At 65.8% G+C, this 23,361-nt stretch carries 21 protein-coding genes; 1 reads left to right on the plus strand and 20 read right to left on the minus strand.

The window, feature by feature from the left end:
- Positions 1-68: 68 nt before the first annotated feature.
- The 5 genes from GNX71_RS07850 to GNX71_RS07870 all read right to left on the minus strand — a co-directional run bounded on the left by GNX71_RS07850 (position 69) and on the right by GNX71_RS07870 (position 5,225).
- Positions 69-947: a hypothetical protein gene (locus GNX71_RS07850; RefSeq protein ID WP_206177803.1), complete on the minus strand. Its 879-nt coding sequence runs from the start codon at positions 945-947 to the stop codon at positions 69-71.
- A gap of 108 nt (positions 948-1,055) precedes the next feature.
- Positions 1,056-1,595, minus strand: a complete 540-nt coding sequence (locus GNX71_RS07855; RefSeq protein ID WP_206177804.1) for a M48 family metallopeptidase — start codon at positions 1,593-1,595, stop codon at positions 1,056-1,058.
- 1 nt (position 1,596) lies between these two features.
- Entirely contained in the window at positions 1,597-2,871 is a 1,275-nt protein-coding gene (locus GNX71_RS07860) for an Hsp70 family protein (protein WP_206179379.1), read from the minus strand.
- Between the two features lie 2 nt (positions 2,872-2,873).
- Positions 2,874-4,436, minus strand: a complete 1,563-nt coding sequence (gene lysS / locus GNX71_RS07865; RefSeq protein ID WP_206177805.1) for a lysine--tRNA ligase — start codon at positions 4,434-4,436, stop codon at positions 2,874-2,876.
- Between the two features lie 123 nt (positions 4,437-4,559).
- A complete protein-coding gene (locus GNX71_RS07870) occupies positions 4,560-5,225 on the minus strand; it encodes an LON peptidase substrate-binding domain-containing protein (RefSeq protein ID WP_241027197.1) in 666 nt (221 codons plus the stop codon).
- Positions 5,226-5,274: 49 nt separating this feature from the next.
- Between GNX71_RS07870 and GNX71_RS07875 the strand changes: the two genes are divergently transcribed.
- Positions 5,275-5,835: a YggT family protein gene (locus GNX71_RS07875; protein WP_042578091.1), complete on the plus strand. Its 561-nt coding sequence runs from the start codon at positions 5,275-5,277 to the stop codon at positions 5,833-5,835.
- 73 nt (positions 5,836-5,908) lie between these two features.
- Here GNX71_RS07875 and accD read toward each other — a convergent pair whose 3' ends face one another.
- The 15 genes from accD to sdhA form a co-directional block, all read right to left on the minus strand.
- Positions 5,909-6,781: an acetyl-CoA carboxylase, carboxyltransferase subunit beta gene (gene accD, locus GNX71_RS07880; protein WP_013540010.1), complete on the minus strand. Its 873-nt coding sequence runs from the start codon at positions 6,779-6,781 to the stop codon at positions 5,909-5,911.
- A gap of 63 nt (positions 6,782-6,844) precedes the next feature.
- Positions 6,845-7,690, minus strand: a complete 846-nt coding sequence (gene trpA, locus GNX71_RS07885; RefSeq protein ID WP_206177807.1) for a tryptophan synthase subunit alpha — start codon at positions 7,688-7,690, stop codon at positions 6,845-6,847.
- Positions 7,690-8,976, minus strand: a complete 1,287-nt coding sequence (gene trpB / locus GNX71_RS07890; protein ID WP_206177808.1) for a tryptophan synthase subunit beta — start codon at positions 8,974-8,976, stop codon at positions 7,690-7,692. The genes trpA and trpB overlap by 1 nt, the downstream gene beginning before the upstream one ends.
- A gap of 48 nt (positions 8,977-9,024) precedes the next feature.
- The gene (locus GNX71_RS07895) at positions 9,025-9,726 is read right to left on the minus strand and encodes a phosphoribosylanthranilate isomerase (protein WP_206177809.1); all 702 of its coding nucleotides are present in this window, start codon (positions 9,724-9,726) and stop codon (positions 9,025-9,027) included.
- Positions 9,723-10,544 carry a tRNA pseudouridine(38-40) synthase TruA gene (gene truA, locus GNX71_RS07900; protein WP_206177810.1) on the minus strand — a complete coding sequence of 274 codons (822 nt, stop codon included), beginning with the start codon at positions 10,542-10,544 and terminating at the stop codon, positions 9,723-9,725. The genes GNX71_RS07895 and truA overlap by 4 nt, the downstream gene beginning before the upstream one ends.
- A 27-nt stretch (positions 10,545-10,571) precedes the next feature.
- Positions 10,572-13,340, minus strand: a complete 2,769-nt coding sequence (locus tag GNX71_RS07905) for a FimV/HubP family polar landmark protein (protein WP_206177811.1) — start codon at positions 13,338-13,340, stop codon at positions 10,572-10,574.
- 167 nt (positions 13,341-13,507) lie between these two features.
- Positions 13,508-14,650, minus strand: a complete 1,143-nt coding sequence (gene asd / locus GNX71_RS07910) for an aspartate-semialdehyde dehydrogenase (RefSeq protein WP_206177812.1) — start codon at positions 14,648-14,650, stop codon at positions 13,508-13,510.
- A 90-nt stretch (positions 14,651-14,740) separates the two neighbouring features.
- On the minus strand, positions 14,741-15,829 hold the full coding sequence (gene leuB / locus GNX71_RS07915) for a 3-isopropylmalate dehydrogenase (RefSeq protein WP_042578083.1): 1,089 nt from the start codon (positions 15,827-15,829) through the stop codon (positions 14,741-14,743).
- Between the two features lie 40 nt (positions 15,830-15,869).
- Complete coding sequence (leuD, locus tag GNX71_RS07920; RefSeq protein WP_206177813.1) at positions 15,870-16,520, minus strand: 3-isopropylmalate dehydratase small subunit; 651 nt, start codon at positions 16,518-16,520, stop codon at positions 15,870-15,872.
- Between the two features lie 14 nt (positions 16,521-16,534).
- On the minus strand, positions 16,535-17,956 hold the full coding sequence (gene leuC, locus GNX71_RS07925; RefSeq protein WP_206177814.1) for a 3-isopropylmalate dehydratase large subunit: 1,422 nt from the start codon (positions 17,954-17,956) through the stop codon (positions 16,535-16,537).
- A 37-nt stretch (positions 17,957-17,993) separates the two neighbouring features.
- A complete protein-coding gene (locus GNX71_RS07930; protein WP_206177815.1) occupies positions 17,994-18,956 on the minus strand; it encodes a LysR substrate-binding domain-containing protein in 963 nt (320 codons plus the stop codon).
- 175 nt (positions 18,957-19,131) lie between these two features.
- Positions 19,132-20,442 carry a citrate synthase gene (gene gltA / locus GNX71_RS07935; protein ID WP_176661378.1) on the minus strand — a complete coding sequence of 437 codons (1,311 nt, stop codon included), beginning with the start codon at positions 20,440-20,442 and terminating at the stop codon, positions 19,132-19,134.
- Between the two features lie 24 nt (positions 20,443-20,466).
- Positions 20,467-20,781: a succinate dehydrogenase assembly factor 2 gene (locus tag GNX71_RS07940; protein ID WP_206177816.1), complete on the minus strand. Its 315-nt coding sequence runs from the start codon at positions 20,779-20,781 to the stop codon at positions 20,467-20,469.
- 22 nt (positions 20,782-20,803) lie between these two features.
- A complete protein-coding gene (locus tag GNX71_RS07945) occupies positions 20,804-21,505 on the minus strand; it encodes a succinate dehydrogenase iron-sulfur subunit (protein WP_206177817.1) in 702 nt (233 codons plus the stop codon).
- A gap of 47 nt (positions 21,506-21,552) precedes the next feature.
- Positions 21,553-23,361, minus strand: a complete 1,809-nt coding sequence (sdhA, locus tag GNX71_RS07950; RefSeq protein WP_206177818.1) for a succinate dehydrogenase flavoprotein subunit — start codon at positions 23,359-23,361, stop codon at positions 21,553-21,555.

Consider the following 23,361-nt stretch of genomic DNA (forward strand, 5'->3'; position numbering starts at 1 on the left):
ATCGAGTGGAGCAACGGACTCCAACGAGCCACGAAGAGCGGCCGCTGCCGGCGGTGTGGCTGAATTGGTCAGCGCGCGACCTGGTTTTCGCGCCACGCAAGGAACTGTTCCAGCGCCGGCTGGATGAATGAGGCTTGGGACTTCGCAATGAATAGCTGGTGCCCCAGCTCGGCGCGTTCGCGTCGCTCCGCAGGGGCGGAGATCAGCCGTTCCGCGGTGTCGACCAGTTCCTCGTAGGGAACACCGAAAAGGCCTTGGCGCAATTCGGCGCGCAGTTCGCTGTCGTCGTAGATTTCCGTCAGGATGGCCTTCCTGGCAAGAAAGCCGACGGCCAGCCGCGGAAGCTCCACCGTCCGCGTGGTGTCGAGAAAACTCACGTTGAGCATCAGCTTGCTTCGCAGCAGGAGCGCGGACCTTTCTTCGGCGGGAATCGAGTGATGCGCGACCACATGCAAACCTCGCGCGCGCAATTCATCGAGAAGGCGATGCCGCCGCGCATTCAGGCTCCCGAAGAAAAGCACATCGATGTCCTCCACGGGAGGGGTTTCGGGCTCCGGCGGAACCAGGATGGCACCGGCCTGATACCCGAGCGGAACGAGGCTGGCGTGCGGAATCCCCAGCTCCGCATACCTTCTGAAGTTCAGCTCGCTGTACTCCCACACGTAGCTGTTGCGCAGAACTTCCAGGTAGGTCGGATTGAAAGCGTTTCCACCCTCCACGAGTTGCTCGATGTTCACCACGATGCAATTCGGCGCCAGATGCGCAATCGCCTGCCATTGAAGCGACGCGGCCCCGAACATGATGATGTTGACCCGGTCCGCATCGATCTGGGCGTAGTGCCATGTGACGTCGTAGCCCAGCTCACACAATCCCAGCCGGAACCCTTCAACGATCTCTCCGACCAATTGCGGGTCGCCGACGGACGTGAGGTGTAGTTTGGGACCCATCGAATATTCCTCCTCCAGGTTAGGCGGCCTGTCGAGTGGCTCGCAAAGATGCCTGGGCGGGCACGGCGAAGCGCCGCGGAACCGGCCCCCGGCCCATCGCTGAAAAGTTTAAGCCACGTCGGGCCTGGCAGCCGAAAGGTTGTTCGAGGCCCAGAGTCGCGTGCCACCTGAATCCAGGTGCGTCAGGTACAGGCGCAGGTCCAGCTCAAGTCGTGGGTAATCGGGCTCCATGTACATGCACAACGCATAGAACGCCTTGTCATGGTCACGCTCCTTCATGTGCGCCAACTCGTGCACGACGATCATGCGCAGCAGATCGAGCGGCACTTCCTTGAACAGGCTGGCCACCCGGATCTCCCGCTTGGCCTTGAGCTTGCCGCCCTGGACGCGCGAGACCGTGGTGTGCGTGCCCAGCGCATTGCGGATCACATGCAGCTTGTTGTCGAACATCACCTTGGCCAGCGGCTCGGCCTTGCGCATGAACTCGTTCTTGAGCCCGCCCACGTAGTCGTAGAGCGCCCGGTCGGACTGGATCTCATGGGGACCGCCGGGATGGCGTTGGCTCAGCAGTGCCGAGAGCTTGTCTTGCGCGATCAGCTGGCTGACCTGCTCCTGCAGGGCTGCTGGATAGCCCGCAAGGTATTTCATCTCATGCCCGGCGCCGTTGTTGCGGCGTCGCGCAGGCCAGCCCGGTGGCCACACCACCGAACAGGTCGCCCTCGACCAGGTTCACGCCGGCAAAGCTTTTTCGCAAGGCGTGCTGGAACGGGCGCAGCGCCGACGAGCCGCCCGTGAGGTAGATCGCATCGAGATCGCCGCTGCGAAGGCCCGCGCGCTTGACGCAGGCATGCGCACAGGCGATCACGTTCTCGAGCTGGGCGGAAAGCTGTTGCGCCATGTCGGCGGGCGAGAGCGTGGCAACCAGCCCCGCTTCCGCGCACGAGAGGTCGATCGAGGTCTGCGCATCGGTCACAGAGGCATCGATCTTGGCCTGCTCGACGGCGGCGGCGATTCGGTGCCCGTGGCGCTCTTCCAGCACCGTCATCAGCCGGTCATGCAACTGCGTGTCGGCATAGTTGGTGCGCAGCTCCTTCGCCTGGCGGACCGCCTTGGCGGCATAGAGCCAGTTGATCAGGTGCCACGACGACAACTCGAAGAACACCTTGCTCGGCACCTCGCGGCCCTGTGGCCCATGGTGGCGAAAGCCGAACGCCGGCATCACGCGGTCCAGGTTCAGGCGCTGGTCGAAGTCTGTGCCGCCGATGTGCACGCCGCTGGTGGCCAGCACGTCGTCGCTGCGATCGTTGCGCGCCGCCCGCTCCGGACCCACGCGCACGACGGTGAAGTCCGAGGTGCCGCCGCCGATGTCGACGATCAATACCAGCGATTCCTTCGTGATCCGCTGCTCGTAGTCGAAGGCGGCCGCGATCGGTTCGAGCTGAAAGGCCACGTCGCGAAAACCCGCCGCACGGGCCGCATGGCGCAGGCTCTCTTCGGCGCGTTCGTCGCGCTTGGAATCGTCGTCCACGAAGTGAACGGGCCGCCCGATCACGACCTGCTCGGGGATCCGGCCAAGCTCGCGCCCGGCGCGCACCGCCAACTCGCGCAGGAAGCGCGCGATGATGTCCTCGAAGCTCACGAGCCCGTCGTAGACGGCTGTCTTCTCCTGCATCAGCGCGCTGCCGAGCAAGCTCTTGAGCGAGCGCATCAGGCGCCCCTCGACGCCCGACAGGTACAGCGCGACGGCCTCACGGCCGAAATGGGTCGTGCGGTCTTCGGCGTTGAAGAAAATCGCGGTGGGCAGCGTGGTGGCCGTGCCCTCGATGGGCAGCAGGCGGGCGACGCCGTCGACCCGGCAGGCCACGGCGGAATTGGAGGTGCCGAAGTCGATGCCGATCGTCGGCAGCGACGACGGTGAGGGCACGCTCAAGACTCCCTGCGCAGCGCCGGGAACAGGATCACGTCGCGGATGCTCGGCGAATCCGTCAGCAGCATCATCAGCCGGTCGATGCCGATGCCGCAGCCGCCGGTGGGCGGCATGCCGTATTCGAGCGCGCGCACGAAGTCGTGGTCGTAGTACATGGCTTCGTCGTCGCCGCTGTCCTTGGCGGCCACCTGCGCATTGAAGCGCGCGGCCTGGTCTTCGGCGTCGTTCAGCTCGCTGAAGCCGTTGCCGAATTCGCGGCCCGTGATGTAGAGCTCGAAGCGCTCGGTGACTTCGGGGCGCTCGTCGTTGGCGCGCGCAAGCGGTGAGATCTCGGTCGGGTGCTCCATGATGAAGGTCGGCTGCCAGAGCTTCTCTTCGACGGTCTCCTCGAAGTACATCACCTGCAGGCTGGCGAGGCTGCGCTGCGAGAGCTTGTCCTTTTCTTCGCTCAGGCCGAGCTTGCGCAGGGCGTTGACGAGCCAGGCGGTGTCGTCCACGCCATCGCCGGCATCGGTGTGCTTGAGGATCGCTTCGCGGATCGTCAGGCGCTCGAAGGGCTGCGTCAGGTCGACCGGCTTGCCGCCGTACGTCAGCTGCTGCGAGCCCACGGCCTTGTCGGCGATGGTGCGGATCAGCGTCTCGGTGAAGTCCATCAGGTCGCGGTAGTTCCAGTAGGCCGCGTAGAACTCCATCATCGTGAACTCGGGGTTGTGCCGCACCGAGATGCCCTCGTTGCGATAGCTCCGGTTGATTTCGAACACGCGCTCGAAGCCGCCGACGATCAGGCGCTTCAAGTACAGCTCGGGCGCGATGCGCAGGAACATCTCCTGGTCGAGCGCGTTGTGATGTGTCTTGAAGGGCTTGGCGTTCGCACCGCCGGGAATGGGGTGCAGCATGGGCGTCTCGACTTCGAGGAAGTCGTTGGCGACCATGAACTCGCGCAGGGCGCTCACGGCCTTGCTGCGCGCGGTGAAGCGCACGCGCGCCGCTTCGTCGGTGATCAGGTCGACATAGCGCTGGCGGTACTTCTGTTCCTGGTCGGCCATGCCGTAGAAATCGCCGGGCAGCGGGCGCAGGCTCTTGGTGAGCAAGCGCAGCTTCGTCACCTTGACCGAGAGTTCGCCGGTCTTGGTCTTCATCAGCGTGCCTTCGGCACCCAGGATGTCGCCGAGGTCCCAGCGCTTGAATTCCGCATACGCTTCTTCGCCGACGGCATCGCGCGTCACGTAGAGCTGGATGCGGCCCGTGGCGTCCTGCAAGGTTGCGAAGCTGGCCTTGCCCATCACGCGCTTGAGCATCATCCGGCCCGCCACGCTGACCGGAATGGCCTGCGCCTCGAGGGCCTCGGCCTCGATCGCATCGTGCGCTGCGACGAGTGCCGCGGCGCGATGGCCCGGCTTGAAGTCGTTGGGGAACGCCACGCCCTTGCCCTCGACCTGCGCGGTGCGCAGCAGCTTGAGCTTTTCGCGGCGCTCGGCGATGAGCTTGTTGTCGTCGACGGCAGGGGCCGCGACAGGAGCCGCAGCGGGCGTGGGAACGGGAGGGGTCAGGTGATCGGACATGAGAGGCAGGTGAGGCGCAACGGGAGCGTGCGCGAGCCCGGGATTTTAGCTGATCGGCCCCAAATGAAACGACCCGGCAGCGCCCGTCAATCCTGCGCAATATGCTATGAAAAAAGTAGCTGACTATTCAGCGATGCCCGTCCGTGCCAACAAATCGCTGACCAGCTCGAGCCGCATCAACGGGCTGTCGAGCTCCATCAGCCGCTGCCGCAATTCGAGCTGCATCGGCACCAGCTCGCACCAGCGATTGGCCACCCAGCCGCAGTCGTCGAACCGGTAGGGCTCGCCGATGGGCAACCGCACGGTCCGTGCACCTTGCGCACCTTGTGCACTTTGCGCGCGGCGGCGTTCTTCGAGCGTGTCGACCAGGCGCCGCAGCGCAGTGGCCGTGTGCCGGAGGTCGTCGGGGATTTCGAGCGCAACGTCTTCGATCACCGCTTCCACCTCGGCAACCCACAGGCCGTGCTTCTGCAGCTCGGTGCTGCGAACGCGAAAGCGCTGCGTGCCGATGCATTCGATCTGGAGCAGGCCGCTCTGCGGCGATTCGAACTCGCGGATGACGGCCAGCGTGCCGATGGCAGCAAAGCTTTCCGCATCGGCGCCGGCCTTGCGGACCTCGCTGCCGCTCGTGAGGCTGACCACGCCGAACGGCGCATCGGCCTTGCGGCATTTGCCGATCATGTCGAGATAGCGCACCTCGAAGATGCGCAAGGGAAGCAGGCCGTCCGGGAACAGGACCGTACCGAGCGGGAACAATGGCAGTGAATGCAGAAGGGGCTGTGTCGTCATCGAAAAACCTTGCATGGCTATCATCGCATTCCGCTCACGACCGCGCCCCATGCTCTACCAGATTCCTTCGTTCCTTCTCGACGTGATCGTCGGCCTGCTCGGCGGCGCCTGCCTGCTGCGCCTCTACATGCAGTACCACCGGGTGCCGTTCGGCAATCCGCTCGGGCGCTTCGTGTTCGCGATCACCGACTGGATCGTGCTGCCGCTGCGGCGCATCGTGCCTTCGGTCAAGCGCTGGGACCTGGCGAGCCTGATCGCCGCCTGGCTGCTGGTGCTGCTGAAGTTCCTGCTGCTGTGGCTCCTGATCGGCAACCTCGGCCGCATCGCCACCTTGCCGCTGGTGTCGCTCGTGGGATTGCTGCAGCTCGCGATCTCGGGGCTGACCGCATTGCTGGTGGTCTACGCCGTGCTGTCGTGGGTGCCGGGCGCGTCGCCGATGCTGCTCGACCTGATTTCCCGGCTGGCCGAACCACTGGTGCGGCCATTCCGCCGCTTCATTCCGCTGATCGGCGGCGTGGACCTGTCGCCGCTGGCCGCCATCGTGGTGCTGCAGGTGATCGCGATCGTGCTGAGCAATCTGCTGGTGTTTGCCTACCAACTGACATTCTGAGTCGCAGCAACAAACAAACAAAAAGGGCCCGGGTGCATTGCACCTGGGCCCTTTTGCTTTGGCCTGTGTTCGTTCAGCTCACCGCGTCGGCTGGCTGGCGCAGCAGCATCGCGAGCGTGCTCGCAATCGTCTTGCGCAGTTCACGGCGGTCGCTGATGAAGTCGATCGCGCCCTTGGTCTGCAGGAACTCGGCGCGCTGGAAGCCTTCGGGCAGCGTCACGCGCACGGTCGATTCGATCACGCGCGGGCCGGCAAAGCCGATCAGCGCCTTGGGTTCGGCAATGACCACATCGCCCACGAAGGCGAAGCCGGCGCTCACCCCGCCCATGGTCGGGTCGGTCAGCACGCTGATGTAGGGCAGGCCCTTCTTTGCCAGGCGCGTGAGCGCGGCGTTGGTCTTGGCCATCTGCATCAGCGAGAGCAGGCCTTCCTGCATGCGCGCACCGCCGGTGGCGGTGAAGCAGATGAAGGGCACCTTCTGTTCGATGGCGGTCTCGACGCCGCGCACGAAGCGCTCGCCGACCACGCTGCCCATGCTGCCGCCCATGAATTCGAATTCGAAGCAGGCCACGACCACGTTGATGCTGTGGACCGAGCCGCCGATGACGACCAGGGCATCGGTCTCGCCGGTGTTTTCCAGGGCTTCCTTCAGCCGCTCGGGGTACTTGCGGCTGTCCTTGAACTTCAGGGCGTCGACCGGGAGCACTTCCTGGCCGACTTCGTAGCGGCCCTCGGCATCCAGGAAAGCATCGAGGCGCGCGCGGGCGCCGATGCGGTGGTGGTGGCTGCAGCTCGGGCAGACGTTCTGGTTGTGTTCCAGGTCGGTCTTGTAGAGCACCGTCTCGCAGGCCGGGCATTTGATCCACAGGCCCTCGGGCACCTGGCGGCGCTCGGCAGGGTCGGTTTGTGCGATCTTGGCGGGTAGCAGTTTTTCAAGCCAGCTCATAGGACTCCGGAATTAGCTCCCCTCTCCTTTGGGGGAGAGGGGCTGGGGTGAGGGCAACCGAGATTATCGGCCAGCCGCATTCTTGGGGGTAGCCGCCGGCAGGGCGTCCAGCGCCTCACGGATGCCGGCGAGGAATTCGCGCACCGCGGGCACCACCTTCTCGCGTGGTTGCCCGTCGATCAGCTGGATGATCTTGGTGCCGATCACGACGGCGTCCGCCGTCGAGCCGACCGCCTGCGCGGTGCGGGCGTCGCGGATGCCGAAGCCCACGCCGACCGGGATGCTCACATGCTGGCGAATGCGCGGAATCATCTGGCCGACCGCCTCGGTGTCCAGGTGGCCCGCGCCGGTCACGCCCTTGAGCGACACGTAGTAGACGTAGCCGCTCGCGATGCGCGCGACCTGCGCCATGCGCTCGTCGGTGCTCGTGGGTGCCAGAAGGAAGATCAGGTCGATCTTCGCAGCCTTCAGATCGGCGGCGAAGGCCTCGCATTCCTCGGGCGGGTAGTCGACCACCAGCAGGCCATCGACGCCGGCCGCCGACGCATCGCGGATGAAGGCCTGCTTGCCGTGCACGAGGTCATAGCGCTCGACCGGGTTCGCATAGCCCATCAGCACCACGGGCGTGGTCGCGTCCTTCTGGCGGAACGCGGCCACGATGGCGAGCACCTGCTTCATGCCGACGCCCAGCGCCAGTGCGGCTTCGCCGGCCTTCTGGATCACGGGGCCGTCGGCCATCGGGTCGGAAAAAGGTACGCCCAACTCGATCACGTCGGCGCCCGCCTCGACCATGCCGTGCATCAGCTCGGGCGTGATGTCGGCAAAGGGGAAGCCGGCGGTGACGTACGGAATCAGCGCCTTGCGGCCCTGCGCCTGGAGCGTCTTGAAGGTGGCGGCAATGCGGCTCATCACTTGCCTCCCTTCACGCTCAGACCGCGCATCGAGGGGCGGTCGTAGAAATCGACGCCCGACAGGTCGGCGACGGTGCCGATGTCCTTGTCGCCGCGACCCGAGAGGTTCACCAGGATCGACTGGTCCGGGCGCATGGTCTTCGCGAGCTTCAGCGCGTAGGCCACGGCGTGGCTGGATTCGAGCGCGGGAATGATGCCCTCCGTTCGACACAAATAGTGGAAGGCTTCGAGCGCCTCGACGTCGGTGATGCCGACGTATTCGGCGCGGCCGATGTCGGCCAGGTACGCGTGCTCGGGGCCGACGCCCGGGTAATCGAGGCCGGCGCTGATGCTGTGGGTCTCGGTGATCTGGCCGTCTTCGTTTTGCAGCAGGTAGGTGCGGTTGCCGTGCAGCACGCCGGGGCTGCCGCGCAGGATCGAGGCCGCGTGCTTGCCGCTGTCCAGGCCTTCGCCTGCCGCTTCCACACCGATGAGGCGGGTGTTGGCGAACGGAATGTAGGGATGGAAGATGCCGATCGCGTTGCTGCCGCCGCCCACGCAGGCCACCACCACGTCGGGCTGCTTGCCTTCCGCCTCGCCAGTGATGCCGTCGGCCGCGAGCATGGTGGGCATCTGGTCGATGCACTCGGTGCCGATCACGCTCTGGAAGTCGCGCACCATCGTCGGATAGGGGTGCGGGCCGGCCACGGTGCCGATGATGTAGAAGGTGTTTTCCACGTTCGTGACCCAGTCGCGCATCGCCTCGTTGAGCGCGTCCTTCAGCGTCTTGCTGCCCGATTCGACGGGCACCACGGTCGCGCCGAGCAGGTTCATGCGGTAGACGTTGGGGCTCTGGCGCTTCACGTCCTGGCTGCCCATGTAGACCACGCATTCGAGGCCGTAGCGTGCGCAGATGGTGGCGGTGGCCACGCCGTGCTGGCCGGCGCCGGTCTCGGCGATCACGCGGGGCTTGCCCATGCGGCGCGCGAGCATCGCCTGGCCGATCACGTTGTTGATCTTGTGCGCGCCGGTGTGGTTGAGGTCTTCGCGCTTGAGGTAGATCTGCGCGCCGCCCATCTCGCGGCTGGTGCGCGCCGCGTGGTAGATCGGCGAGGGGCGGCCGACGAAGTGCTTGAGCTCGTAATGGAATTCGGCGAGGAACGCCGGATCGTCCTTGAACTTCGCATAGGCGTCGCGCAGCTCGTTGATCGCGTGGGTGAGCGTTTCGCTCGCGAAGGTGCCGCCGTAGTTGCCGAAGTGGCCGGTGGCGTCGGGTTGCTGGTAATCCTGGAAATTGCTTTGCATGGTTCTCGATCGTTGGGCCGCAGCCCGAATGACGATCGGGTGCGGCGGCTAACTGGAGAAGGACGAGGCGTCGGCCGCTCTGACGGCTGCGACGAATTGCCGGATCTTTCCGGCGTCCTTCAGGCCCTTGTTCCCGGGACCGTCGATTTCGACGCCCGAGCTCACATCAACGGACAGCGTCTTGCAGCGTGTCCGCAGGATGCGAATGCCATCGCTCACGTTTGCAGGTGTGAGCCCACCACTCAAGACGAGGTGAGCGTCGACGGCGGGTGGAAGAAGTGACCAATCGAAAGCCTTGCCGCCACCGCCATAACCTTCGACATGGGCGTCGAGCAGGATGGCCTGGGCGTGGGAGTAATCGGACGCGTATTTTACGAGGTCGAAGCCGGCACCGGCAGCCCCCAGCGGAATCCGGGCGGCGCGCATGTAGCGAAAACGGCCCGGGCCGCTGGCTTCTTCGCACCGTTCGGGCGTTTCCTCGCCGTGGAACTGCGCGATGGCGCCCTTCACACGGGCAAGCGCTGCTATGACTTTGGGAGCATCCTCGTTCACGAACAGCAGCACTGGCGTTATGAAGGGTGGCAGCCGCGAGGCGAGTTCGGCGGCACGCTCGGCCGTGATGGCGCGGGGGCTTTTGGCGTAGAGCACGAAACCGACCGCATCGGCACCGGCTTCGACCGCGGCATCCACGTCGGCCTCACGCGTGAGGCCACAGATCTTGATGCGGGTGCGGGGAGGCGAGGACGTCATGGCGGGCCATCATAAGGAGCACCGCCGGCCTGCAGCGTGGCCTCGGCCGGCAGACCCCACTTGGCGTCGTACAACGGGCCGAGGAAGTACAGGCCGTCCGCGGAGAAGGTCGGCGCCGCGACCTTGCGGCTGCGCGCCTCGAGCACCTCGGCGATCCACTCGGGGCGCTCGTCGCCGCGGCCGATCCGCACGAGGCAGCCCATCAGGTTGCGGATCATGTGGTGCAGGAAGGCGTCGGCCTCGAACTCGAAATGCCAGCGGCAGCGCTCGCCTTCGCCGACCCGCGTGATCTCGATGCGGCGCAGGTTCTTCACGGGCGATTTCGCCTGGCAGGCCGAGGCGCGGAACGAGCTGAAGTCGTGCGTGCCGATGAGCACGGCGGCGGCTTTTCGCATTGCATCGCCGTCGAGCGGATGCATCGACCAGCCGACGCGGCCCGAATCGAGACTTGGCCGCACCGGTGATTGCGACAGCACGTAGAGGTAGCGGCGCGCGAGGGCACTGGCGCGGCAATGGAATTCGTCGGGCACCGGCTGTGCCCACTGCACCGCGATGTCGTCGGGCAGGAAGCGGTTGGTGCCGCGCATCCAGGAGAAAGGTTCGCGTTCGACCTCGGTGTCGAAGTGCACCACCTGCATCAGCGCGTGCACGCCGGCATCGGTGCGGCCGGCGCACAGCGTGCCGATGCGCCCCGATGGGTCAGCGGTGAACTTCGCGAGGGCCGCTTCGAGCTTGTCCTGCACCGTGCGGCCCGAGCGCTGGCTTTGCCAGCCCTCGTACGCCTGGCCGTTGTACCGGATGCCGAGCGCCAGCCTCACGAATTCAGGAACGGAAACAGCAAGGGCTCAGCGCAGTTCCGCGAGCAGTTGCTTGGCTTGCGACTTGAGGTCGCCAGCGCTTTCGGCTTCGACTTCCTCGACCAGCGAGCGTGCGCCTTCGACGTCGCCGATGGCCTGCAGTTCGCGGGCCAGCGAGAGCTTGACGGCGTGGGGGCTGTCTTCGCCTTCGTCGTCGAGCGCGCTGGCGGCGCGTGCCGGTTCGGACGCACCGCGGGCCGGCAGGCCTGCCAGAGCGCTCATGTCGAACTCGATGAAGCCCGAGTCGGCCGGCAGCGCATTGCGCAGCGTGGCCGGACGCGTGTTGTCCGCATCGTTCAGGTTCAAGGGGCGCGTATTGGGCGTCAGGGCACCGGGAGCCGTATCGAAATCGTTTTCGAGATCGACGGGCGGCGCTGTATGGCCATTGGACAGCGGCGCTGCGGGGCGTGCCGTCGTCGGAGCGGGTGCATACGCTGACTTGGGCAGGCTGGCGCCGACCGGTGCGTGGCTTGGTGCCGGTGCCAGCGGCGCCGGTTGGCTCAGATCCAGGTCGAAATCCAGCGGTGCCACCGAGGGCACGAAGGCCGGCGGCGGGGCCGAGGCGATCGGCGGCGGTGCAACGGGCGTCGGCACTGCGGCGACCGGTGGCTTGGCGGCGGATGCCAGGGCGCCCGCGAAGGCGGCCGTTTCGGCCTGGCTTGCGCTGCGGGGGGCGCCGGATTCGTACAGCGGGTTGCCCGGATCGAGGTCCTTGCCCATGTCGACCACGCGGTTCCAGTCGGAACCCGAGCCGCCGGTCAGCTTGTGCACTTCGGTGGCCAAGCCTTCGTAGGCGCGCACGTCGCGGCGCTTGGCGTGAATTTCGAGCAGCTTGAGGTGGATGGCCGTGCGGTCCGGGTTCAGGCGCAGCGCTTCACGCAGGATTTCCTCGGCCTGCAGGTCGCGGCCGTAGGCCAGGTAGACGTCGGCCTCGGCGACGGGGTCGACGTCGCCCGCATCGAGCTGGCTCGGCGAGTACGACAGCGACGACACGCTGGAGTCGCCGCGGTGCTTGGTGTCGACCGATTCGCCGCCGCTGGCGCCGAAGAACGAGTCCTTCGGGATGCGGCTCTCGAGGAACACGCTTTCGCTCATTTCCTCGCGCCGGCGACCCAGCACGCGGTACAGCAGGAAGCCGATCAGCAGCGCGATCAGCGCGGCGCCGGCGAGCATCAGCGGGTTGTCGAGCAGCTCTTCGAAGAAGCCGCGCTCCGGCGGCGGGGGCGGAGCGGCCTTGACCACCGGCTTCGGTGCGGCAGCCGGTGCAGCCACCGCGGCGCTGGCTGCTGCCGTGGGGGCTGCTGCTGCGGCGTCGGCGGCCGGGGGCGTGGAAGTGGGTTCGGCTGCCGGCACGGGCGCGGCGGCCGTTGCTTCAGGCGTCGGCGCGGCCGGTGCGGCGGCTGCCACTGCGGGAGCGGGTGCTGCTGCAGGTGCAGGCGTAGGTGCGGGCACAACGACCGCAGGCGCCGGGTTGGCGGCGACCGGCGGCGACGTGGTGGCGCTGGTGGAAGGCGTTGGAACGGGGATGCCCGGTGCCGCAGGCGCTGGTGCGGCGGCCGGTGCCGACGAGCCGGCGCCCGCCTTGAGCTTGTTCAGCTCATTGATGTTCTTGGACAGCTCCGCCACGCGGTTGCTGCTTTCCTGCGCCTGACGGGCCTGCGCGACCTTTTCGTCGGCTGCGCGGGTGGAGGCGCTGCCTTGCGAAATCGTGAGCTTGTCGGGTGCGCTGGCCGCTGCGTTGCGGTCTTCGACGTTCGCCTGCAGCTTGCCCGAGGCCTTGCGGCTGGCGGCGGCGACGTTCGACGTCGGCGCGTTCTCCGCGAGGCGCTGGCGGTAGTTGCCGAAATCGCGGCTTTGCGCGGTGACCGTGCGGCGTGCCTCGGCAGCGGGAACGGCGCTCGCCTCGGTGGCGCCCGGCAGTTCGAGCACGGCGCCTGCCTTGATGCGGTTGACGTTGCCGCCAATGAACGCATCGGGATTGGCGAGCAGCAGGGCGACCAGCATCTGGTCGAGCGACACGTCGGCCGGCTTGTGGGCGCCGGCAATCTTGCCGGCGGTATCGCCACGCTGCACGGTGACTTGTTCGCCGCCTGCGCGGGGGGCGGTTGCTGCCGCCGCGGGCGCACTGGCCGGGGCTGCGGGTGCAGATGCAGGTGCTGCGGCGACTGGCGGCGCAGCAGACGCGGCGGCCGCAGCGCGTTCGCGGCGTGCGCGGGCTGCCGCGACGGCAGGGCGCTCGACCGGGGTGCTGATCTGGGGGGCGATCGGTACGACCGGTGCCGCCGCCTGTCGCGTGACCGGCGGATCGAGCAGCACGGTGTAGTCGCGGACGATGCGGCCCGAGGAGCCGTTGGCTTCGAGCAGCAGGTCGATGAAAGGATCGCTGAGCGGGCGGCTGCCGCTCAGACGCACGACGTACTGGCCGCCCGCGCGGCGCTGCAGCGTCGCCTTGACGTCGCCCAGTGCCGAGTTGTAGGGGATGCCCGCGTTCTTGAAGGCTTCGGCGGTGGCGATGTTGATCTTCAGGCCGTCCGCTTCGGCAGCGGCAATTTCGGTCACGTCGATCTCGGCACGCAGCGGTTCGCCCAGCGCCGATTGCACCTTCAGTTGTCCCAGCGTGAAAGCGCTGGCATCGGTGCTCGCCATTCCCAGGGCCACGGCGGCAGCCGCACCCAGGATGGAAAGGCGCCAACCGCTGGACGACGGGGAGGGGCGAACGGCCGATGGGCGGGCCGCGGGCAACAGATGTCTTGTCATGCTGATAGGGGCGGCTCAGGCCCAGAATTTGTAAGAGGACGTTAGCATCATCACCCCGGGCTGACAAGGCAATGCGCCTGTTCTACCCAGTGCGCGCATACTTACGAACACACTTTTCGTTGCCAAACGGCAACAATCCGGGATTCGTGGGCCTGAGCCGACCCGCATCAGGCTTCGAGCAGGATGCGCAGCATGCGGCGCAGCGGTTCCGCGGCACCCCACAGCAACTGGTCGCCGATGGTGAAGGCGCCGACGTACTCGGGGCCCATCGCCAGCTTGCGGATGCGGCCGACCGGGATGTTCATGGTGCCCGTCACGGCCACCGGCGTCAGGTCCTTGAGGGTGGCTTCTCGGGTGTTCGGTACCACGCTGGCCCACGGGTTGTCCGCGGCGATCAGCGCTTCGATGTCGGCCACGGGCACGTCCTTCTTGAGCTTGAAGGTCAGCGCCTGGCTGTGGCAGCGCATGGCGCCGATGCGCACGCAGAAACCGTCGACCGGCACGGCGGCGGTGCCGAAGCCCGCGCCCTGGCCGAGGATCTTGTTGGTCTCGGCGCCGGCCTTCCATTCTTCCTTGGACATGCCGTCGCCCAGATCCTTGTCGATCCAGGGAATCAGCGAGCCGCCCAGCGGTGCGCCGAAGTTGGTGGTTTCAGCCGCGCTCAGGTTCTGCTGCTTGTGGAGCACCTTGCGGTCGATTTCGAGAATGGCCGACTTGGGATCGTCCAGCAGCGCACGCACTTCGGTGTTGAGGGTGCCGAACTGGGTCAGCAGCTCGCGCATGTGCTGCGCACCGCCGCCCGAAGCTGCCTGGTAGGTCATGCTGGTCATCCACTCGACGAGGCCGGCCTTGTAGAGGGCGCCCACGCCCATGAGCATGCAGCTCACGGTGCAGTTGCCGCCGATCCAGTTCTTGCCGCCGTTGGTGAGGGCGTTCTGGATCACCGGGAGGTTGACCGGGTCCAGCACGATGACCGCGTCGTCCTGCATGCGCAGGGTGGAGGCGGCGTCGATCCAGTGGCCCGTCCAGCCCGCGGCACGCAGCTTGGGGAAGACTTCGCTGGTGTAGTCGCCGCCCTGGCAGGTGATGACGATGTCGCACTTCTTCAGGGCGTCGATGTCGTTCGCATCCTTCAGCGCGGTTTCGTTCTTGGCCATCGCCGGGGCCTTGCCGCCGGCGTTGGAAGTCGAGAAGAAGACCGGTTCGATGAGACCGAAGTCGCCTTCGGCCTGCATGCGGTCCATCAGGACCGAGCCGACCATGCCGCGCCAGCCTACGAGGCCGACCAGAGGTTGAGATGCGTTCGCCATTTCAGTTTGCCCTTATGAAAAAGAAAAAAGTTGTCTTTTCTTGCCCCCGACTCGTCGAGCCGGGGAGGGGCGTGACGAAGCGGGCTGCGGTTAGCCGGTAATCGTCTTTTTGGTGATTGCTGCAACGACCGCGTCGCCCATTTCGCGGGTGCCAACGCGCTTCGTACCTTCTGACCAGATGTCACCCGTGCGCAGGCCGGAAGCGAGCACGTCCTTGACCGCCGACTCGATACGGTCGGCAGCTTCGGGTTGGTTGAGTGAAAAGCGGAGCATCATGGCAGCGGATAGGATTGTAGCCAAAGGATTGGCAACCCCTTTGCCGGCAATGTCTGGCGCGCTGCCGTGGCTGGGCTCGTACAGGCCCTGGTTGCTCGAATTGAGCGAAGCCGAGGGCAGCATGCCGATCGAGCCGGTGAGCATCGCGGCCTCGTCCGAGAGGATGTCGCCGAACATGTTGCCGGTGACCACCACGTCGAACTTCTTGGGCGCCTTCACGAGCTGCATGGCCGCGTTGTCGACGTACATGTGATCGAGTTCGACGTCTGGATACTCCTTGCCGATCTCGGTGACGATGTCCTTCCAGAACTGGAAGGTTTCCAGCACGTTGGCCTTGTCCACGCTGGTCACGCGCTTGCTGCGCTTGCGGGCGGCCTCGAAGGCGACGCGGGCGATGCGTTCGACCTCGGGGCGCGAGTAGCGCATCGTGTCGAAAGCTTCCTCGGCACCCGGGAAATGCCCGTCGACCGCGGTGCGGCGGCCGCGCGGCTGGCCGAAATAGATGTCGCCGGTCAGCTCGCGAATGATGAGGATGTCCAGGCCCGCGATCAGCTCGGGCTTCAGGCTCGAGGCGTCCACCAGCTGCTCGTAGCAGATCGCCGGGCGGAAGTTCGCGAACAGACCGAGGTTCTTGCGCAGCCCCAGGATGGCCTGCTCGGGGCGCAGCGGCCGGTCGAGCTTGTCGTACTTCCAGTCGCCGACCGCGCCGAACAGCACCGCGTCGGATTCCTTCGCGAGCTTGAGGGTCGATTCGGGCAGCGGATGGCCGTGCGCCTCGTAGGCCGCGCCGCCGACCAGCGCCGACTCCATCTCGAACTTCAGGTCGAGCACGTCGAGCACCTTGACGGCTTCCGCCACGATTTCGGTGCCGATGCCGTCACCCGGGAGAACTGCGATTTTCATAAGTTTGTCTGAGGTTTGAATGCGGAAATGGTGCGGGCGATCACGAGATCATCGTGTGCGCGAGCCAGGGCTTCTGCGCCAGGCGCTCGGTCTCGAAGGCCTTGATCTTGTCCTTGTGGCGCAGCGTGAGGCCGATGTCGTCCAGCCCGTTGATGAGGCAGTACTTGCGGAACGCCTGCACGTCGAACGGGAGCTCGCCGCCGTCCGGCTTCACGACCACCTGGCGCTCCAGGTCGATGGTCAGCGAGTAGCCCGGGAAAGCGAAGGCCTCGTCGAACAGCTGCGCCACCTGCGCCTCGCTCAGCACGATCGGCAGCAGGCCGTTCTTGAAGCTGTTGTTGAAGAAGATGTCCGCATAGCTCGGCGCGATGATCGCGCGGAAGCCGTACTGGTCCAACGCCCACGGCGCGTGTTCGCGCGACGAGCCGCAGCCGAAGTTCTTGCGCGCCAGCAGCACCGAGGCGCCTGCGTAGCGTGGCTGGTTCAGCACGAAGTCGGGATTCGGCTTGCGGCTGGCCGGGTCCTGGCCCGGGAAGCCGGCGTCCAGGTAGCGCCATTCGTCGAACAGGTTCACGCCGAAGCCGGTCTTCTTGATCGACTTGAGGAACTGCTTGGGAATGATCGCGTCGGTGTCGACGTTCTCGCGGTCCATGGGGGCCACGAGGCCCTTGTGCACGGTGAATTTCTGCATGTGATGTCTCCAGGTCAGGCGAAGGTGCGCACGTCGACGAAGTGGCCGTGCACGGCTGCCGCGGCGGCCATGGCCGGGCTCACGAGGTGGGTTCGGCCACCGGCGCCCTGGCGGCCTTCGAAGTTGCGGTTGCTGGTCGATGCGCAGCGCTCGCCGGGCTCCAGCCGGTCGGCGTTCATCGCCAGGCACATCGAGCAGCCCGGCTCGCGCCATTCGAAGCCCGCAGCCTTGAAGATCACGTCCAGGCCTTCGCGCTCCGCTTGCTCCTTCACCACGCCCGAGCCCGGAACGACCATCGCAAGCTTCACATTCTTGGCGACCTTCTGGCCGAGTTTCTTCACGACAGCGGCGGCTTCGCGCATGTCCTCGATGCGGCTGTTGGTGCACGAGCCGATGAACACCTTGTCGATGAAGATGTCGTTCATTGCCTTGTTCGGCTCCAGGCCCATGTAGACCAGCGCGCGCTCGATGGCACCACGCTTGTTGGCGTCTTTTTCCTTGTCGGGATCGGGCACGCGGCCGTTGATGTCGACCACCATCTCCGGCGAGGTGCCCCAGGTGACTTGCGGCGGGATCTGCGCGGCATCGAGCTCGACCACGGCGTCGAAGTTCGCGCCGGGGTCGGACTGAAGCGTGCGCCAGTAGGCTGCGGCCTGGTCCCATTCCACGCCGCTGGGTGCGAGCGGGCGGCCCTTGATGTAGCTGATGGTCTTTTCGTCGACCGCCACGAGGCCCGCGCGCGCGCCGGCCTCGATGGCCATGTTGCAGACCGTCATCCGGCCTTCCATGCTCAGGTCGCGAATGGCAGAGCCCGCGAATTCGATCGTGTAGCCCGTGCCGCCGGCGGTGCCGATCTTGCCGATGATGGCCAGCACGATGTCCTTGGCAGTGCAGCCGAGCGGCAGCTTGCCCTCGACCTTCACCAGCATGTTCTTCGCCTTCTTGCCCAGCAGCGTCTGCGTGGCCATCACGTGCTCGACCTCGCTGGTGCCGATGCCGTGCGCGAGCGCGCCGAACGCGCCGTGCGTGGAGGTGTGCGAGTCGCCGCAGACGACCGTCATGCCCGGCAACGTGGCGCCCGACTCCGGGCCGATCACATGCACGATGCCCTGGCGCTTGCTCAGGAACGGAAAGAACGCGGCGGCGCCGAATTCGGCGATGTTCTTGTCCAGCGTGGTGACCTGCTCCTTGCTGGTCGGGTCGGCAATGCCTTCGTAGCCGCGCTCCCAGCCGGTGGTCGGCGTGTTGTGGTCGGCCGTGGCCACCACCGAGCTGATGCGCCAGAGCTTGCGACCCGCTTCGCGCAGGCCTTCGAAGGCCTGCGGGCTGGTGACTTCGTGCACCAGGTGGCGGTCGATGTAGAGGATCGCGGTGCCGTCTTCCTCGGTGTGGACGACGTGTTCGTCCCAGATCTTGTCGTAGAGCGTGCGTGCCATGTCGGTCTCTTCTTTCGTGGGGAAATGGATTGTCTGTCTATGCGGCCCGGGCCGTGAGCGGTTCGGCGCCGTCGGCCGAATCGGCGGCCGCATGCAGGTGGTTCACCAGCGTGCGTGCCGCCACCGGCAGGGTGGAGAAGTCGCGAGCGACCAACCGGATCTCGCGCGCGGCCCAGGCGTCGTTGAGCGCGACGCTCACGAGGCCGCGGCCGATGCCGTTCTGCATGAGTTCGAAGGCGCGCTGCGGCATCACGCCGATGCCCAGGCCGTTCTCGATCATCCGGCACATGGCATCGAGGCCCGTGACGTGGATGCGCAGCTTGACGCTGCGCCCGGCGTTCAGCGCCGCCTCGTGCATCGCGACGTAGATCGAGCTGTTGGTGTGCAGGCCGACGTGGTCGAAGTCGAGCGAGTCGATGAAGTCGACGGTGCCTTGCGACGCCAGCACATGCCCCGTGGGCACGATCAGCGCGAGGCGGTCGTGCCGGTACGAGAGGCTCTGCAACTCGCCCGCGCCGCCCGCCACATGGCACACGCCGAGGTCGGCCGCGCCTTCCTGCACCGCGCGGATCACCTCGCTGCTCAGGTGCTCCTCGAGGTCGATCTTGATGGCTTCATGCGCCCGGGTGAACACGCCCAGGTCCTCGGGCAGGAACTGCACGATGGCCGAGATGTTGGCGTGCACCCGCACATGGCCGCGCACGCCGTCGGCGTATTCGCTGAGCTCGCCCTGCATCTTCTCGAGGCTGTAGAGCACCGAGCGGGCGTGGTGCAGCAGGCTTTCACCGGCAGGCGTGAGGTCGACGCCGCGCGCATGGCGATAGAGCAGGGTGGTGCCGAGCGTCGCTTCGAGGTCCGACAGCCGCTTGCTGATGGCCGAGGCCGCGATGAATTCGCGCTCCGCCGCGCGGCCGATGCTGCCCAGTTCGCAGACGGCCACGAACAACTGCAACGACGTGAGGTCGATGCGGCGGGCAAAGTTGCGTTCGGACGTGCTCATGGGGCTTGGGCATCGCGTTTTGCGATGAGTTGGCTATTTTCTTACCGTTTTTGTGCCATTGCCATCGTCATATGAGATGGCCTTGCTGCCGGCCTGCGAAGAGGGGCATATCGGGCGGGCAATAAAAAAGCTGCCCGAAGGCAGCTTTTTGAGGGGCGAGGGTTTTGCGAACCGCTCAGCGGGCCGAAATCGGCTTCACATCGCGCTTGGGCGAGCCTTCGAACAGCTGGCGCGGGCGGCCGATCTTGTACTCGGGGTCGCCGATCATTTCGTTCAGCTGGGCGATCCAGCCGACCGTGCGGGCCAGCGCGAAGATCGCGGTGAACAGCGGCACCGGGATGCCGATGGCGCGCTGCACGATGCCCGAGTAGAAGTCGACGTTCGGGTAGAGCTTGCGCGAGACGAAGTACTCGTCTTCCAGGGCGATCTTTTCCAGTTCCTTGGCCAGCTTGAACAGCGGGTCTTGTTCCAGGCCCAGCTCGGTCAGCACTTCGTTGCAGGTTTCCTGCATCAGCTTGGCGCGCGGGTCGTAGTTCTTGTACACGCGGTGGCCGAAGCCCATGAGCTTGACGTTCGAGTTCTTGTCCTTGACCTTCTTGATGAACTCGCCGATCTTCTCCACGCCGCCTTCCTTCTGGATGTCGTAGAGCATGTTGAGCGCCGCTTCGTTGGCGCCACCGTGGGCCGGGCCCCAGAGGCAGGCCACGCCGGCCGCAATCGCCGCGAAGGGGTTGGTGCCCGACGAGCCGCACAGGCGCACGGTCGAGGTCGAGGCGTTCTGCTCGTGGTCTGCGTGCAGGATGAAGATGCGGTCGAGCGCGCGCTCGAGCACCGGGTTCACCTTGTACTCTTCGCACGGCGTGGCAAACATCATGTGCAGGAAGTTGCCGGCGTAGCTCAGGTCGTTTTTCGGGTACATGTACGGCTGGCCGATCGTGTACTTGTAGGCCATGGCCACGAGCGTGGGCATCTTCGCGATCAGGCGGATCGCGGCGATCTCGCGGTGCTCGGGATTGTTGATGTCCGTGCTGTCGTGATAGAAGGCCGAGAGGGCCCCCACCAGGCCGGTCATGATGGCCATCGGATGGGCATCGCGGCGGAAGCCGCGCAGGAAGAACTGCATCTGCTCGTTCACCATCGTGTGGTTCGTCACGAGCTTGGTGAAGTTGGCCTTCTTGCCCGCGTCGGGCAGCTCGCCGTACAGCAGCAGGTGGCAGGTTTCCAGGAAGTCGCAGTTGGTCGCGAGCTGCTCGATCGGGTAGCCGCGGTACAGCAGCTCGCCCTTGTCGCCATCGATGTACGTGATGGCCGACTGGCAGGCGGCGGTCGACATGAAGCCCGGGTCATAGGTGAACATGCCGGTCTGTGCGTACAGCTTGCGGATGTCGATCACGTCGGGGCCGACGGTGCCCTTGTAGATCGGCAGTTCGACGCTGTCGCCGCCGTTGCTGAACGACAGCGTGGCCTTGGTATCGGATGCTTTCATTTCGATTTACTTTCAGAGGAGGATTCAGGACGAAGGAGAGATTGCGGGGCGCTGGGCGCCGTCGGTGCGCATCAATTGCAGCAATGCGACCACCTCGGCACCGGCCCATTCGGGCTCGGGCTCCTTCCTGCGCAGCAAAAGGTCGAGGAGGTCGTTGTCCGACAGGTCCATCAATGTCTCCATCGCTCCCGCCTGACCGTTGGTCATGTGGGATTCGTGCCGCTCGAAGAAGCGGGCGATGAACAGGTCGTTTTCGAGCAGGCCGCGCCGGCAACGCCATTTCAGCTTGCTCAGCGCACGTTCGCTGAGCGGCTGCTGGAGTTCTTCGGCGGTTTGCATAGGGTGATTTCTCGAAGAAGGATTAGATGGCGCGACGCACCATCAATTCCTTGATCTTGCCGATGGCCTTGGTGGGGTTCAGGCTCTTCGGGCACACGTCCACGCAGTTCATGATCGTGTGGCAGCGGAACAGGCGGTACGGGTCTTCCAGGTTGTCCAGGCGCTCGGCGGTGGCTTCGTCGCGGCTGTCGGCGATGAAGCGGTAGGCCTGCAGGAGGCCTGCCGGGCCCACGAACTTGTCGGGGTTCCACCAGAAGCTCGGGCAGCTCGTGGAGCAACTCGCGCACAGGATGCACTCGTACAGGCCGTTGAGCTCTTCGCGCTCTTCGGGCGACTGCAGGCGCTCCTTCTCGGGCGGCACGTTGTCGTTCTGCAGGTACGGCTTGATCGAGTTGTACTGCTTGAAGAATTGCGTCATGTCCACGATCAGGTCGCGGATGACGGGCAGGCCCGGCAGCGGCTTCAACACGATCGTGCCCTTGAGCGTGAGCATGTTGGTGAGGCAGGCCAGGCCGTTCTTGCCGTTGATGTTCATCGCGTCCGAGCCGCAGACGCCTTCGCGGCACGAGCGGCGGAACGACAGCGTCGGGTCCTGCGCCTTGAGCTTCATCAGGGCGTCCAGCAGCATGCGTTCGTGGCCGTCGAGTTCGATCTCGATGGTCTGCATGTAGGGCTTGGCGTCCTTGTCCGGGTCGTAGCGGTAGATCTGGAATGTGCGCTTCATCGTAGTGACCTTGTGAATGCTTATATGAGCTGACTGTGAGCCGAGACTTAGAACGTGCGGACCTTCGGCGGAACCGAGGCCACCGTGAGCGGCTGCAGCTTGACCGGCTTGTACGAGAGGCGGTTGTCCTGGCTGTACCAGAGCGTGTGCTTCATCCAGTTGGCGTCGTCGCGGCCGAGCGGCGCGACCGGATCGTCCGCGGGACGCTCGTAGTCTTCCACCGTGTGGGCGCCGCGGCATTCGCGACGGGCAGCGGCCGAGACCATCGTGGCCTGCGCCACTTCGATCAGGTTGTCGACTTCCAGCGCTTCGATGCGGGCGGTGTTGAACACCTTGGACTTGTCCTTCAGGCCGATCGAATTGACGCGCTCGCGCACGGCGGCGATCTTGACCACGCCTTCGTCCATCGAGGCTTGCTTGCGGAACACGGCGGCATGCTGCTGCATGACGGCGCGGATCTCGCCGGCCACGTCCTGCGCGTATTCGCCGGTGGTGGTCGATTCGAGGCGATTCAGGCGCTCCAGCGTGCGGTCGGCCGCATCCTTGGGCAGGTCCTTGTGTTCCTTCAGCTTGTCGTTGAATTCGACGATGTGGTTGCCGGCTGCGCGGCCGAACACCAGCAAGTCGAGCAGCGAGTTGGTGCCCAGGCGGTTCGCGCCGTGCACGCTCACGCAGGAGCATTCGCCCACCGCGTAGAGGCCGTTCACCACGGCGCTGTTGTCCTCACCCTTCTGGATGACGACCTGGCCGTTGATGTTGGTCGGGATGCCGCCCATCTGGTAGTGGATTGTCGGCACCACGGGAATCGGTTCCTTGGTGATGTCGACGTTGGCGAAGTTGACGCCGATTTCGTACACCGAGGGCAGGCGCTTGTGGATGGTGTCAGCGCCCAGGTGGTCGAGCTTGAGCAGCACGTAGTCCTTGTTGGGACCGCAGCCTCGGCCTTCCTTGATTTCCTGGTCCATCGAGCGCGAGACGAAGTCGCGCGGTGCCAGATCCTTCAGCGTGGGCGCATAGCGCTCCATGAAGCGTTCGCCGTTGCTGTTGAGCAGGATGGCGCCTTCGCCGCGGCAGCCTTCGGTCAGCAGCACGCCCGCGCCGGCCACGCCGGTCGGGTGGAACTGCCAGAACTCCATGTCCTGCAGCGGAATGCCCGAGCGCGCCGCCATGCCCAGGCCGTCGCCGGTGTTGATGAAGGCGTTGGTCGAGGCCTGGAAGATGCGGCCTGCGCCGCCGGTGGCCAGCAGCACGGTCTTGGCCTGCAGGATGTGCAGGTCGCCGGTTTCCATTTCGAGCGCGGTCACGCCGACCACGTCGCCTTCGTCGTCACGGATGAGGTCCAGCGCCATCCATTCGACAAAGAATTGCGTGCGCGCTTCGACGTTCTTTTGATAGAGCGTGTGCAGCATCGCGTGGCCGGTGCGGTCGGCCGCGGCGCAGGCGCGCTGCACGGGCTTCTCGCCGTAGTTGGCCGTGTGGCCGCCGAAGGGACGCTGGTAGATCGTGCCGTCGGGGTTGCGGTCGAACGGCATGCCGAAGTGCTCGAGCTCGTACACGACCTTCGGTGCTTCGCGGCACATGAATTCGATCGCGTCCTGGTCGCCGAGCCAATCGGAGCCCTTGATCGTGTCGTAGAAATGGTAGTGCCAGTTGTCCTCGCTCATGTTGCCGAGCGATGCGCCCACGCCGCCTTGCGCGGCGACCGTGTGCGAACGGGTCGGAAACACCTTGGAGAGCACGGCCACGTTGAGGCCGGCGCGCGCGAGTTGCAGCGATGCGCGCATGCCGGAGCCGCCGGCACCGACGATCACGACGTCGAACTTGCGCTTGGTGATTTGTTCTTTTGTGTAGGTCAT

Origin of the sequence: Variovorax sp. RKNM96 (assembly GCF_017161115.1) — a bacterium.
Taxonomy (GTDB): domain Bacteria; phylum Pseudomonadota; class Gammaproteobacteria; order Burkholderiales; family Burkholderiaceae_C; genus Variovorax.

Coding starts and splice junctions, on each gene's coding strand:
- GNX71_RS07850 (WP_206177803.1), bottom strand. CDS start 947: ATGGGTCCCAAACTACACCTCACGTCCGTCGGCGACCCGCAATTGGTC.
- GNX71_RS07855 (WP_206177804.1), bottom strand. CDS start 1,595: ATGAAATACCTTGCGGGCTATCCAGCAGCCCTGCAGGAGCAGGTCAGC.
- lysS (WP_206177805.1), bottom strand. CDS start 4,436: ATGTCCGATCACCTGACCCCTCCCGTTCCCACGCCCGCTGCGGCTCCT.
- GNX71_RS07870 (WP_241027197.1), bottom strand. CDS start 5,225: ATGACGACACAGCCCCTTCTGCATTCACTGCCATTGTTCCCGCTCGGT.
- GNX71_RS07875 (WP_042578091.1), top strand. CDS start 5,275: ATGCTCTACCAGATTCCTTCGTTCCTTCTCGACGTGATCGTCGGCCTG.
- accD (WP_013540010.1), bottom strand. CDS start 6,781: ATGAGCTGGCTTGAAAAACTGCTACCCGCCAAGATCGCACAAACCGAC.
- trpA (WP_206177807.1), bottom strand. CDS start 7,690: ATGAGCCGCATTGCCGCCACCTTCAAGACGCTCCAGGCGCAGGGCCGC.
- trpB (WP_206177808.1), bottom strand. CDS start 8,976: ATGCAAAGCAATTTCCAGGATTACCAGCAACCCGACGCCACCGGCCAC.
- GNX71_RS07895 (WP_206177809.1), bottom strand. CDS start 9,726: ATGACGTCCTCGCCTCCCCGCACCCGCATCAAGATCTGTGGCCTCACG.
- GNX71_RS07905 (WP_206177811.1), bottom strand. CDS start 13,340: ATGACAAGACATCTGTTGCCCGCGGCCCGCCCATCGGCCGTTCGCCCC.
- asd (WP_206177812.1), bottom strand. CDS start 14,650: ATGGCGAACGCATCTCAACCTCTGGTCGGCCTCGTAGGCTGGCGCGGC.
- leuB (WP_042578083.1), bottom strand. CDS start 15,829: ATGAAAATCGCAGTTCTCCCGGGTGACGGCATCGGCACCGAAATCGTG.
- leuD (WP_206177813.1), bottom strand. CDS start 16,520: ATGCAGAAATTCACCGTGCACAAGGGCCTCGTGGCCCCCATGGACCGC.
- leuC (WP_206177814.1), bottom strand. CDS start 17,956: ATGGCACGCACGCTCTACGACAAGATCTGGGACGAACACGTCGTCCAC.
- GNX71_RS07930 (WP_206177815.1), bottom strand. CDS start 18,956: ATGAGCACGTCCGAACGCAACTTTGCCCGCCGCATCGACCTCACGTCG.
- gltA (WP_176661378.1), bottom strand. CDS start 20,442: ATGAAAGCATCCGATACCAAGGCCACGCTGTCGTTCAGCAACGGCGGC.
- GNX71_RS07940 (WP_206177816.1), bottom strand. CDS start 20,781: ATGCAAACCGCCGAAGAACTCCAGCAGCCGCTCAGCGAACGTGCGCTG.
- GNX71_RS07945 (WP_206177817.1), bottom strand. CDS start 21,505: ATGAAGCGCACATTCCAGATCTACCGCTACGACCCGGACAAGGACGCC.
- sdhA (WP_206177818.1), bottom strand. CDS start 23,361: ATGACCTACACAAAAGAACAAATCACCAAGCGCAAGTTCGACGTCGTG.